Source organism: Vibrio kyushuensis, from assembly GCF_050337325.1.
GTDB classification, from domain to species: domain Bacteria; phylum Pseudomonadota; class Gammaproteobacteria; order Enterobacterales; family Vibrionaceae; genus Vibrio; species Vibrio kyushuensis.
In genome coordinates this window covers 225740-237837 of sequence record NZ_JAKJSV010000004.1, presented here as the reverse complement: position 1 = coordinate 237837, position 12098 = coordinate 225740, and the positions used below count along the sequence as shown (strand labels likewise).

General features: G+C 41.6%; 12 protein-coding genes. 2 read left to right on the top strand and 10 right to left on the bottom strand.

What is annotated here, in order from left to right; translation table 11 throughout:
• Window positions 1-39 precede the first annotated feature (39 nt).
• Both L4D20_RS10225 and cysB read right to left on the bottom strand, forming a co-directional pair.
• Window positions 40-1233 (bottom strand): methyltransferase, encoded by a 1194-nt coding sequence (locus tag L4D20_RS10225; RefSeq protein WP_428801470.1) that lies wholly within the window; start codon window positions 1231-1233, stop codon window positions 40-42.
• Between the two features lie 52 nt (window positions 1234-1285).
• The gene (cysB, locus tag L4D20_RS10220) at window positions 1286-2260 is read right to left on the bottom strand and encodes an HTH-type transcriptional regulator CysB (protein ID WP_428801469.1); all 975 of its coding nucleotides are present in this window, start codon (window positions 2258-2260) and stop codon (window positions 1286-1288) included.
• 303 nt (window positions 2261-2563) lie between these two features.
• On the opposite strand from cysB, the gene L4D20_RS10215 reads away from it, so the two are divergent.
• Window positions 2564-3328, top strand: coding sequence for a DNA repair protein (locus tag L4D20_RS10215; RefSeq protein ID WP_428801468.1), 765 nt, complete (start codon window positions 2564-2566; stop codon window positions 3326-3328).
• Between the two features lie 72 nt (window positions 3329-3400).
• Entirely contained in the window at window positions 3401-4159 is a 759-nt protein-coding gene (gene miaE / locus L4D20_RS10210) for a tRNA isopentenyl-2-thiomethyl-A-37 hydroxylase MiaE (protein WP_428801467.1), read from the top strand.
• 91 nt (window positions 4160-4250) lie between these two features.
• On the opposite strand, the gene pyrF is transcribed toward miaE, so the two are convergent.
• The 8 genes from pyrF to ppiD all read right to left on the bottom strand — a co-directional run bounded on the left by pyrF (window position 4251) and on the right by ppiD (window position 11977).
• Window positions 4251-4946, bottom strand: a complete 696-nt coding sequence (gene pyrF, locus L4D20_RS10205) for an orotidine-5'-phosphate decarboxylase (RefSeq protein ID WP_428801466.1) — start codon at window positions 4944-4946, stop codon at window positions 4251-4253.
• 75 nt (window positions 4947-5021) lie between these two features.
• Entirely contained in the window at window positions 5022-6191 is a 1170-nt protein-coding gene (gene lapB / locus L4D20_RS10200) for a lipopolysaccharide assembly protein LapB (RefSeq protein ID WP_428801465.1), read from the bottom strand.
• 19 nt (window positions 6192-6210) lie between these two features.
• Window positions 6211-6486 (bottom strand): LapA family protein, encoded by a 276-nt coding sequence (locus L4D20_RS10195; protein ID WP_428801464.1) that lies wholly within the window; start codon window positions 6484-6486, stop codon window positions 6211-6213.
• Window positions 6487-6628: 142 nt separating this feature from the next.
• The gene (gene ihfB, locus L4D20_RS10190; RefSeq protein ID WP_428801463.1) at window positions 6629-6910 is read right to left on the bottom strand and encodes an integration host factor subunit beta; all 282 of its coding nucleotides are present in this window, start codon (window positions 6908-6910) and stop codon (window positions 6629-6631) included.
• 122 nt (window positions 6911-7032) lie between these two features.
• Window positions 7033-8703, bottom strand: a complete 1671-nt coding sequence (rpsA, locus tag L4D20_RS10185; RefSeq protein ID WP_428801462.1) for a 30S ribosomal protein S1 — start codon at window positions 8701-8703, stop codon at window positions 7033-7035.
• A 109-nt stretch (window positions 8704-8812) separates the two neighbouring features.
• Complete coding sequence (cmk, locus tag L4D20_RS10180) at window positions 8813-9493, bottom strand: (d)CMP kinase (protein WP_428801461.1); 681 nt, start codon at window positions 9491-9493, stop codon at window positions 8813-8815.
• 170 nt (window positions 9494-9663) lie between these two features.
• Window positions 9664-9924 (bottom strand): ComEA family DNA-binding protein, encoded by a 261-nt coding sequence (locus tag L4D20_RS10175; protein WP_428801735.1) that lies wholly within the window; start codon window positions 9922-9924, stop codon window positions 9664-9666.
• Window positions 9925-10120: 196 nt separating this feature from the next.
• Window positions 10121-11977 (bottom strand): peptidylprolyl isomerase, encoded by a 1857-nt coding sequence (gene ppiD, locus L4D20_RS10170; protein WP_428801460.1) that lies wholly within the window; start codon window positions 11975-11977, stop codon window positions 10121-10123.
• Window positions 11978-12098 lie beyond the last annotated feature (121 nt).

Genomic DNA, 12098 nt, shown 5'->3' with positions numbered 1-12098 from the left:
TTTAACAATAAGGCAACAAAAAAGAGACATAAAGACAAATTAGTCACGATAAGCGTGGAGCAATATATTTCGAGGCGTGACTTCTCTTGAACAAAACTGAGAGAGTGATACGTTGTAGCCTTGTTGTTGCAGATATAACGCTTTGTCGAGAACAAGCCATAACTCCAGTGGGCGTCGAAACAATTGCTGAATCAGACTGATACGTTCCATCTGCCAAAAACGCGCAATCCCTTTATTGTGATACTCAGTAAAGTTGACGGATGGAAGATTCAAGCTCTTTTTATTAGCGGCCCAGATGCAGAACGATTCAAACCCTAGCGCTAGCTGAGACTTTTTAATGCTTGGAATGGCGATGTACTCTTTTGAAATGCCAAGTTCTCGCAACATGAGATCAAACCCAAGCCGATACGACATTTCTTGAAAACGATGACGCTTAACACGTTCGCCGCCTGTCACTGTTTCCTGCAAGGGTATTCGTAGCTCTTGCTTAGACAGTACCAATTTTGAAGATTGGGCTAATAGTGACATAGGCTGATATTGATCAGATTCAATTAAATGATAACAGCAAGGAGAAATGGTCATTGCTGGTAAGAATTTCTGTGTCGCCTTATAAAGCAGATTCACATGTAAATCACCACAAGCGTGAAGCGCCACCGCGTGCTGCTTGTCATGCATACAGGCTAAAGGTTCATCGATTAACGCATCACCTTGAATAAAAGTCATTGGAAGCTCAAGAGCTTCAGCTTGACTTTGGCCTGCTTCACATAGTGAATGTTGAAACTCAAAGCTTGTGACTTGCTGCTTTGTGCTAGCCGCTAGAATTCGACCTAAGTATCCTTTGCCTGAGCACCACTCTAACCACTCCTCACCCCGATGCAGCTCAACAGAAAGCTCGCCCATTGAGGTAATCTGTTCTAATTTTCGCCCGGGGATGCCGTTAAACAGGTGAGAGTCAAACGCCAAAGGTTGAGCGTCTTGAAAAGGTAACTGAATAAGGGTGTTAATCTCTGCAAGTTCAGGACAAAAGCGCTGAATATGTTGAGATAAACTAAGCGAATCAGATTTGAACTGTTCAATATCACCCTGATCTAATGATTCTAACCAGGCCGATAACCCTGGATGGGGTTCATTCCAAGGATTAGATGGGTTTATACTATCGTGAAAAGGCTCAAAACGCCAAAGCACCTGATTATCCAGCATAAACTGATCGAGTTTTTTAAAGGTATTTTGCATGACTTCCCCCATATCAGCGTAGTGTAAGAGGAAGTCATAATTTTAGGAAGGTTTAACGGACTGGAAGTTCAATATCTCTAAACATTTCCTCGATTTCTGCATTCGATTTTAATGATGTCGCGCGCTCGACTACAGGGCGAGTCAAATGAGGAGCGAATCTCTCCATAAAATCGTACATATATGTACGTAGGAATGTGCCTCGGCGGAAACCGATACTCGTAGTACTTGCCTCAAAGATGTGGCTTGCATCGATCGCCACTAAATCGCCATCTGTTTCCTTGTCAATGGCCATGCTCGCGATAACACCAACACCAATCCCCATCCGTACATAAGTCTTGATCACATCAGCATCCGTGGCGGTAAAGACAACTCGTGGTGTTAGCCCCTCTTTATTAAACGCAGTGTCTAACTCCGAACGTCCAGTAAAACCAAATACATACGTTACAAGTGAATAACTGGCTAAATCATGGATAGTGACGTCTTTTTTGTTTGCCAATGGATGATCTTTTGTCACAACAATTGAACGATTCCAGTGATAACACGGCAACATAATCGCATCTTGATAAAGATGAAGCGCTTCGGTCGCGATAGCAAAGTTAGCCGTACCTTTAGCTATAGCCTCAGACATCTGACTCGGCGTTCCTTGATGCATGTGCAGCGAAACTTTAGGATATCGTGACGTAAAACCTTTAATCACATCAGGGAGTGCGTAACGAGCTTGTGTATGAGTGGTCGATATATTGAGCGTGCCTTTTTCCGGATGAGTATGCTCTCCGGCAACCGCCTTAATACTTTCAACGCGAGAAAGGATTTCTTGAGATATACGAATGATATCGATGCCAGCTGGAGTCACCTGAGTTAAGTGCTTTCCACTACGTTCGAATATTTCAATACCCAATTCATCTTCGAGTAAACGAACTTGCTTACTAATGCCGGGTTGAGAGGTATACAAGCTTTCTGCTGTTGCAGATACGTTTAGGTTATGGTTTACAACTTCAACTATATATTTTAGCTGCTGTAGTTTCATTATATGACCTCGAAATCCTTGCCGACGGTCTAGTAGGCACTAATAGTTTATAATTATTAGTTATAACGCTATTGAGCTACAATTGGTAGAGAAATTGGGAGCATGCGTTCAGTTCGTTCATTTGTCACTCAGAACAAACGGTAATTTTGCAAGCTAACCCTCATATTACTGTGCTAATTCAAACTTTTGGTTAATAATCAAATGACAAACAGTAATAATAAAAGTGTTGATATATAGGTGCCGTAACTTATTCGGATCGTGTATCCTAAAACGCTAACCATCTAACACAAAGATATGGAATTTATGAATATTGGATTAATTATCGCTCTAGTAGCCGTCTTATTAGTGTTGGTGCTTGGTTATAACATCATGCTGCAATACAAAGTAAAGGTAGAGACGGCAAAGAAACAAGAGTCAGCCCGGTATATCGCCGTTATCGATGCTACTGAAGATCTTATCGGTAACGCTCACCATATGCCTTTTAGTAAAGAGCTGCTTGTCTGCCTTAATACTCGTATCCTTGATGCTCTAAATAATATGCATGAGCTAGACCCAAAGAATAAACAATTAGCGCAACGCCTTGAGAATATGAAGCAGCAGATCACTCAACTTCGCGACAATTATCAAGGTGGTGATAGCACGACATTTAAAGTTCCGAGCAGCGATAAGCAAGCGATTGTAATGCTTAAACTAGTTAAAAGACTTCGAGATACTATTCGCACTGAGCACAATAAAGGCCGTTTCGAAACTCAAGCTTATGTCGCTGAAAATGCGAGACTAGAATCTATTCAAGTTCGTATCAATATTGAAAATGTTATTAAGCGTGCCAACGATGCTATTGTTCGCGGTCAGCCCGGCACAGCAATTCAATTATTGAGAAAAGGCATTGATGCCCTTAGCTCGAAAAATGATGATTACTCGAATCAAGCTCGTAACAAGCTGCAAACTATGTTTGATGAGTTAGAGCAAAAGCGCCAAAACAAAAGTGCGGAAGATTTACAACAGATCGAAGAAAAAGAAAAAGAAGACGATATGGACGCACTGTTTGGTCAAAAGAAAAAATGGTAACAATAATTTCTGCCCTAAGGCCGCTTGTTGCGGCCTTTTTTATTTTTAGCGATACACAATTAATAGAGAACTATGGATAACCAAACCTTACTTGCCCCTATTCTTGACTTTCTACACTGTTCAACGCCTCCAGAATGGATTGAGCAAGCCAAGCGCCCTGATAATCTAGACATCATCTTAATTGATCACCTGCTCTGTGAATTAAAAGCAGGTCAATCTGCGATGTATCTTCTTCGAAAGTATGCCGTAGACCAACCTAGCGCTCAGCTACTATTAGATTGGTTCAAACCATTTGAAGAGTTTGCATATCGAAAGCAAGGATCGACACAAAGCTTGAAAGGGAAAAGTCAGATAACCAAAAACCTGACAGCAAAGGATAACTCGCCATACAATCAAGATTTGATCGATAAGATGGTACTCTTAATCAAAGAAGAACTTCATCACTTTTATCAAGTATTAGAAATAATGGAAGAAAGAGAAATAGCTCATCGTCCTATACCTGCAGGTCGTTATGCAAAAGGAATGCTGACAAACGTAGCCACTTACGAACCTCAGGCACTCGTTGATAAATTAATTATTGGTGCATACATTGAAGCTCGTTCATGTGAACGATTTGCATTACTAGCACCTCATTTAGATAAAGAGATGGAACGATTTTACGTATCTCTACTTCGTTCAGAAGCTCGCCACTACCAAGATTATTTAACACTTGCTGCCAACATTGCGGGGAAAGATATAACAGACAGAATTCAATATTTTGGTAAAATTGAAGCTGAATTGATTACTCGCAAAGACGACGACTTCAAATTTCACAGTGGATGCCCTCATTAGATAGCCAAACTTGTTTAAATAAGTCACCAGATACAAAAAAGGTCAGCACAAGCTGACCTTTTTTACATATAAACACTTGCTCACATATAATTTAAACAAGTGTCTTATTGATTTCGCTCAACACAGACGCCGGATCCGTTGCTTGAGTGATTGGTCGCCCAATGACAAGATAGTCAGAACCCGCTTGAATAGCGTCAACCGGAGTCATGATACGCTTCTGATCGCCTACAGATGCTCCTACAGGACGGATACCAGGAGTTACAAGCTTAAACTCGCGTCCTAATTCACCTTTTAACATCGAAGCCTCTTGTGCAGAGCAGACAACGCCATCAAGACCTGAGTTTTTCGTTAGTGTTGCTAAACGAATAACTTGTTCTTGGGGTGCTAGATTCAAACCAATACCCGCCAAGTCACTTTGTTCCATGCTCGTTAGCACAGTAACACCGATAAGCATCGGGCGATCTTTTCCATACGGTTCTAGAATTTCTCGTGAAGCGGTCATCATTCGTTCACCGCCGCTAGCGTGGACGTTGACCATCCAAACACCAAGTTCAGCGGCAGCTCTAACAGCCTTCGAGCAAGTATTTGGAATATCATGAAACTTTAGATCGAGGAATACTGAAAAACCGCGTTTATGGAGTTCTCGAACGAAGTCTGGTCCAAACAAAGTGAACATTTCTTTGCCAACTTTAAGACGACAAGATGTTGGGTCAATTCTATCCACAAATGCTAGAGCATCTGCTTGCTTGTCATAATCTAGAGCAACGATCACTTTTTGGTCGTTCATTTTATCTCCTAAGTATTAAAATTGTTCTTATCAACTGGTTCTGGTTCTTACTAAAAGTATTACTTAAAAAGCTAACTATTCGCCGTCTAAGCCTCTAATCGGCTTAATAACGCCCCACCCCTTACAGGATGGACAATGCCAATACATTGAGTGCGTAGAGAAACCACATTTCCGGCAGCGATAATGTGGCTTGAGTTTAAGCTGCTCACCAACGAGCTTTTGAAGTGTACTTAAGCTGTTTTTAGCCGGGCCTTCTTCAGCGTTCGCTAAATGATAATCCATCAAACGGTAAAAGCCCTTCATTGTTGGGTTCTTAACTAGCTGGCGAGTAAGTAAATTCTGTGCCTCACCGGTACCCTCATGCTGAGCAACAAGATGAGCCAGCATTAACTCGGCAGATACGCCTGTTTTCTTGGAAATACAACGCCTCAAAAATTCAACAAGACCACTCTCATTACCAAGGTGGTAGTAGCAATCAGCTAATATAGGTAGGACTTCTCCTACAAAATCACTGTCTTGATCAAGTACGTTTTCTAGGTGCTCAATCGTTTGCTGATAGTCCTCTGACTCTAAGAATTGCTTACCCAACAATATACTTGCACGAACGCACTTAGGATCTTCACTTAATGCGCGTTGGTAATACTGAATAGATTTATTAATATTGCCATCTTGCTTCTCTTGGATGGCGAGCTCACACCAAAAATGAGCAATTGAGCTTCTAATCCGAGGTTTACCGAGTTTAACTAACAGTCCAGCCAAATGAATCGCCTTGGCCCACTCTCGTGTTTGCTGGTAAATCGCGACTAACTGTTGCAGTGCGCCTTCTCTGTGATCTGGCTCTTCAATAAGTTGTTCAAATATTTTCTCTGCTCGATCTAAGAATCCTGAAGCCATGTAATCTTTGGCAAGCTGTTGGAGTGCAATGTTTTTCTGATCGATAGTTAAACCAGAGCGAGAGATTAGATTTTGGTGAATCCGAATAGCACGATCAACCTCTCCTCTAGAACGAAATAGGTTACCAAGAGCTAGGTGCGTATCTATTGTGTTGTCGTCAACTTGAAGCAATTCAATAAAGTGATCGACGGCTTTGTCTGACTGATCAGACAAGAGCAGGTTCAAACCTGTCACATATTGACGAGACATTTGATTAGAATGTTTCTGTTTATCTTGTTGAGCACTACGATTACCCATATACCACCCATAGGCAGCAGCAATTGGTAATAACAAGAAGAGAATTTCTAACATTTAGGAAAGTCTACCGCATCTATACTTTTGGTTGGATTGGCATTTTTTCAGCAGTCGTTTTTTTCAACTTTTTATTTAACTTACGAACTTGAAGCTGAGATTTAAAATGAAGACTACCAAATATGACCCAAGCTAAAGAGAAGCCAGCAACAAAAACGACACCAAGCAAGGTTGAAAGGTGAAAGTCTCCTTGCGCAAGCAAGTAGTTAAAAGTAACAACAGCTTGGTTTTGAGATCCTAAAGCAAGTGCAATAAGGAAAAGAGCAAGTACTACAATGATTTTTATAATTTTCATAATCCGTTACCCTGATATTGATAGCAGGTACGATTATGCAGGAAAATCACCTCACAAACCATGGCTATTATGAACATTCTAATGATAAAAAAACGGCTAACATTACAGTTAGCCGTTTCTTAACAATCTTATAATTAACTAATTAAGATAAGTTAACGCGTTCGCGTAATTCTTTGCCTGGCTTGAAATGAGGCACATATTTACCCTCTAATTCAACCTTATCACCAGTCTTAGGATTACGTCCAACACGTGGCTCTCTAAAGTGCAACGAGAAGCTGCCAAAACCACGGATCTCTATTCTGTCACCACTCTCTAGAGTAGTTGCCATATGTTCTAATATATCTTTTACAGCATCTTCTATTTCTTTTGCAGACAAATGTGTTTGCTCAGAACAGAGTCTTTCAATCAGTTCAGACTTAGTCATAGTTTTCCTCGTTCGCTTTTCTTTTTAGAAATTATAGACCTATCGAGAAATTAAGCAAAAAAAAAAGGAGCCTTTCGGCTCCTTTCTTAGCTATATAGCTAATATTCTCTTACGAGAAGCTATTATTCGCCTTTCGCAGCTTTAAATGCGTCAGCCATAGCATTACCGAACCCGCCGTCTTCAGACTTGTTCAGTGAAGCCATTGCTTCTTGCTCTTCAGCTTCATCTTTAGCTTTGATAGATAGGTTGATTACGCGGTTCTTACGGTCTACACCAGTGAACTTAGTTTCAACGCTGTCACCAACGCTTAGGATTAGAGATGCATCTTCGATACGGTCGCGTGAAACTTCAGAAGCGCGGATGTAACCTTCTACGCCTTCTTCAAGCTCAACAGTAGCGCCTTTAGCGTCAACTGCAGTTACTTTACCGTTTACAAGAGTACCTTTCTTGTTATCAGCAACGTATGCATTGAACGGGTCATTTTCCATTTGCTTAACGCCAAGAGAAATACGCTCACGCTCTGCATCTACTGCAAGAACTACTGCAGAGATTTCGTCGCCTTTCTTGTATTCGCGAACAGCGTCTTCGCCAGTTGCGTTCCAAGAAATGTCAGATAGGTGTACTAGACCGTCGATGCCGCCGTCAAGACCGATGAAGATACCAAAGTCAGTAATAGACTTGATCTTACCAGTAACTTTATCGCCTTTAGCTTGCGCTTCAGCGAATGACTGCCAAGGGTTAGCTTTACACTGTTTCAGACCTAGAGAGATACGACGACGTTCTTCGTCAATCTCAAGAACCATAACCTCAACTTCGTCGCCAACATTAACAACTTTAGAAGGGTGGATGTTCTTGTTAGTCCAATCCATTTCAGAAACGTGTACTAGACCTTCAACGCCTTCTTCGATTTCAACGAAGCAGCCGTAGTCAGTTAGGTTAGTAACACGACCAGAAAGCTTGTGACCTTCTGGGTAACGCTTAGCGATTGCTACCCATGGATCTTCGCCAAGTTGCTTAAGACCTAGTGATACGCGAGTACGCTCACGGTCAAACTTAAGAACTTTAACTTGGATCTCGTCACCTACGTTAACGATCTCTGATGGGTGCTTAACACGTTTCCACGCCATATCAGTGATATGTAGTAGACCGTCAACACCGCCAAGATCAACGAATGCACCGTAGTCAGTAAGGTTCTTAACGATACCTTTAACTTCGCTGCCTTCTTGTAGAGTTTCAAGAAGCTCATCACGCTCAACACTGTTTTCAGATTCGATAACAGCACGGCGAGACACAACTACGTTGTTACGCTTCTGGTCAAGTTTAATAACTTTGAACTCTAGCTCTTTGTTTTCTAGGTGAGCAGTGTCACGGATAGGACGCACGTCTACAAGAGAACCAGGAAGGAAAGCACGGATACCGTTTAGTTCAACAGTGAAACCGCCTTTAACTTTACCGTTGATGATACCAACAACAGTTTCAGCTTCTTCGTAAGCTTTCTCAAGAACGATCCAAGCTTCGTGACGCTTCGCTTTCTCGCGAGAAAGTTGAGTTTCACCGAAACCATCTTCAACAGCGTCTAGAGCTACGTCTACTTCAGCACCAACTTCAACTTCAAGTTCGCCAGCAGCGTTCTTGAATTGTTCAGCAGGGATAGCAGATTCAGACTTAAGACCAGCGTCAACAAGAACGTAACCGTTCTCGATAGCTACTACAGTACCCTTAACGATACTGCCTTGTTTAAATTCAGTTTCAGATAGAAACTCTTCAAAGAGTTGAGCAAAAGATTCAGTCATTATTTAATCTTCAATTAATTAAACGTCCATGGGTATCCTACCGCATGGGGTTGATAAATTCGCCAGTCATCATCCTTGCGACCGACGTTCTCAGTTGACTGAGTATAGACTACTCAGCCAATTTAGATTCTATAAACTTCATGGCTGTTTCGACGACTTCATCGATATTCATCGAGGTCGAATCCAGCAATAGCGCATCAACAGCAGGACGTAAAGGAGCAACAGCACGGTTGCGATCGCGATCGTCACGCTCTTGAATCTCGCTCAAAAGGTCGCCAAATTTAACATCTAAACCTTTATCTTGCAACTGTTTAAGGCGTCTATTCGCCCTCTCATCAGCGCTGGCATCCAGAAAAATTTTGGCTGTGGCTTGGGGGAAAACGACGGTACCCATATCTCGCCCGTCAGCAACGAGTCCGTTACCATCAGAAAACGCTCTCTGGCGGCGCAATAATGCTTCTCTTACTCGGGGTAATGCAGCCACTTTTGACGCTGCCATTCCTGTCTCTTCTTTACGCAGCTCGTGTGATACGTCCTCACCTTCCAAAATGACTTTGACTAAATCACCTTCGGCGATAAATTGCACATCCAAATGAGTTGCAAGGGGAACCAAAACATCTTCCGACTCAGTATCTAAACCATGATGAATTGCAGCTAACGCGAGGACTCGATAAATAGCACCAGAGTCGAGAAGTTGATAACCTAATTTTTCGGCCAATAGCATACAAAGGGTACCTTTTCCGGCACCACTTGGTCCATCTACAGTAATCACTGGTGTTTCAAGTGCCATGTTTCACTCCACGTAAGTTGATCGCTAAAAGTCTAGTGTTAGCTTTGTCGGCGAAAAATTATAATGCGAATGAGAGTTCGGTGCTAGTTTCGATTCAGGTTTTCGTAAAGAAACAGATAAAATAGAATAAAAATTGGACGCTTGCCTGATCAGACAAGCGAAGAAGTATTTTACAGTAGGATTCTAGTTCTATTTTTCTCCAATATAGACTCACCAATACCTTTGACATTGACTAGGTCTTCTGCTGTTTCAAACTTTCCAAGCTCTTCTCGGTAATCAACGATTGCTTGAGCTTTTTTAATACCTATGCCTGTGAGTAGCGCAGCTAACTCTTCCGCAGTCGCTTGATTGATATTAACGGTAATTTCAATGCCCTCATATTTGGATGAGTCTGCGGCAAATGAATGTGTGCTGGGTAAAATAAACAACATTAGGCTTAAAATAATGGATTTGATTAACATATAGGTCATCTCACTGTTGGTTTAAAGTCGTTAGCCTACCCATCTAATTTTGCATTACGCGTGAATATTTCAGATAACAAAACGGGCCGCATAAGCGACCCGTTTTAATATAAATATCAATTACATTTTAATCATTTAATTGTTCACGATTCATTGAATCATAAGATTATTGATTAACTATGTAGTAATCAATTTCAGTATTTGCTCTCAAGATACTTAGAATACCAGAAAGGTCTTGCTGATTATTTAGCTGGGTTAGTTGAGCGTCAACTTGCGAAACAAACTGAGTGTCCACGTTCACTTCAACTTTATCCAGTGCCACTATAACGATATTGCCTTCAAAGTCCTTAGCTTGCCCGTAAACAGACTGGCCTTCAGTTGGCTTCGCCATAGCAAAGACAGTTTCGGCTAATGGAGCACGGCGATCAATATTTTCTGTCTCACCAAATTGTAAATCATGTTCCGCTAAGACAGCCTCATCACCGTTTGATAACGACTCAAGTACTGTTTCAGCCAGCTCGATTGCAAGCTGTTCGCCTTTAACTTGCTTAAGCGCAGAATTTACTTGCTCTGACACTTCAGAAAGTGGCAGTACAGCCTCATCACGAAGGTCGTCAACACGAACCACAATGATATGCTCTGGAGCGACTTCAATTACTTCAGAGTTCAAGCCGTCTTCTTTAACTTCAGGACTTAAAATTGCTTGCATAACCGCTTGAGAGCGCAACACTTCTGGCGCGTCTTGAGCTGAGATAAAATCAGTTGCTTGGATTGGCTGGTCGATTGCGCCTGCTGCGTCGTCTAGAGAATCTGGATACTCAAATGCAATTTTCTCAAGTTCGCTTTGAAGCTCGTAAAATTCATCAACAGCTTTTTGATCCGCAAGTTCCGATGCAATCTCTTCTTTAACTTCGTTGAACGGTTGAGCAATCGAATCCTTTAATTCATCAAGTTTAATGATGTGGTAACCAAAGTTCGATTTTACAACACCTGAGATATCACCGATTTCAGTTAAAGCGAAAGCAGCATCTTCAAATGTAGGGTCCATTACATCACGTTCGATCCAACCTAATGAACCACCCTCTTCAGCACTGCCAAAGTCTTGTGATTGTTTTTGAGCAAGTTCCGCGAAATCTGCACCTGAGTTAAGCTCAGCTAAGATATTATCTGCAACCTCTGCATCACCCTGAACTAGGATATGGCTAACTCGACGCTGTTCTTCTGTCGAGTACTTATCAAGGTTATCTTGATAGTACTGTTCGATATCTTGATCAGAAACCTGAATGGTTTGCTTAAGTTGTTCAGCAGACAGCTCGATATAACCTACTTTCACTTGTTCTGGACGCGTGTAGCGCACAGAGTTTTCGTTGTAGAAAGTTTCAATCTCTGCATCACTCAACTCAATAGAGTTCGCCATTTCAGCCACTGGTAACGTTACAGTACGAACTTCACGACTTTGCATGATAAGTTCACTTTGCGCTTTAACTTCACCGTCAAGAGAAAAATCGCTGTTTTGTAATGCAGTTAGTAATTGGTTGCGAATGAGATCACGACGTAGATAAAGAGCAAAACTCTCGGCCGAGAAACCGGCACGACGAAGCGCTGCTTGATAAATCTCTTGATCAAATTGACCATTATTCAGAAATTGTGGCATTTCTAAAATCATTGTTCTGATTTGAGCATCACTCACACGTAGTCCTAGAGACTCAGCGTGTTGCTCTAATAATAAATCATTAACCATTCTGTCTAAGACAGATTTACGAAACGACTCTACATAAGTAGGGTCAGCAAGCATGCTAGCGAAGTAATCGCCTAGTTGAGATTGCATGCGATTGCGTTCGTTTTGGTAAGCTTGTTCGAAATCACCACGACTGATTTCAGCACTGCCAACAGTAGCCGCCGAGTTTGCGTTTCCACCGATGATATAGCTACCTACACCAGCAAAAACAAATGAAAGGATGATAAGTCCAAGGACTATTTTAACAAAAGGGCCATTCACGCCTTCGCGAAACCGTTCCATCATAATTTAATTGCTCTCTGAAGACGAAGCATCAAACTTCGACATAAAAAATTATTTGCGTGATGATACCAGAAAAAGAAATGCGCATCAGTAGGATGCGCATAAATATCATGGTCTATAAAGC

What these genes read in the sequence shown, in the direction of transcription:
- L4D20_RS10215 (WP_428801468.1), top strand. Translation starts at nt 2,564, where the DNA reads ATGAATATTGGATTAATTATCGCTCTAGTAGCCGTCTTATTAGTGTTG.
- pyrF (WP_428801466.1), bottom strand. Translation starts at nt 4,946, where the DNA reads ATGAACGACCAAAAAGTGATCGTTGCTCTAGATTATGACAAGCAAGCA.
- cysB (WP_428801469.1), bottom strand. Translation starts at nt 2,260, where the DNA reads ATGAAACTACAGCAGCTAAAATATATAGTTGAAGTTGTAAACCATAAC.
- L4D20_RS10175 (WP_428801735.1), bottom strand. Translation starts at nt 9,924, where the DNA reads ATGTTGTTTATTTTACCCAGCACACATTCATTTGCCGCAGACTCATCC.
- ppiD (WP_428801460.1), bottom strand. Translation starts at nt 11,977, where the DNA reads ATGATGGAACGGTTTCGCGAAGGCGTGAATGGCCCTTTTGTTAAAATA.
- L4D20_RS10195 (WP_428801464.1), bottom strand. Translation starts at nt 6,486, where the DNA reads ATGAAAATTATAAAAATCATTGTAGTACTTGCTCTTTTCCTTATTGCA.
- ihfB (WP_428801463.1), bottom strand. Translation starts at nt 6,910, where the DNA reads ATGACTAAGTCTGAACTGATTGAAAGACTCTGTTCTGAGCAAACACAT.
- lapB (WP_428801465.1), bottom strand. Translation starts at nt 6,191, where the DNA reads ATGTTAGAAATTCTCTTCTTGTTATTACCAATTGCTGCTGCCTATGGG.
- L4D20_RS10225 (WP_428801470.1), bottom strand. Translation starts at nt 1,233, where the DNA reads ATGCAAAATACCTTTAAAAAACTCGATCAGTTTATGCTGGATAATCAG.
- rpsA (WP_428801462.1), bottom strand. Translation starts at nt 8,703, where the DNA reads ATGACTGAATCTTTTGCTCAACTCTTTGAAGAGTTTCTATCTGAAACT.
- miaE (WP_428801467.1), top strand. Translation starts at nt 3,401, where the DNA reads ATGGATAACCAAACCTTACTTGCCCCTATTCTTGACTTTCTACACTGT.
- cmk (WP_428801461.1), bottom strand. Translation starts at nt 9,493, where the DNA reads ATGGCACTTGAAACACCAGTGATTACTGTAGATGGACCAAGTGGTGCC.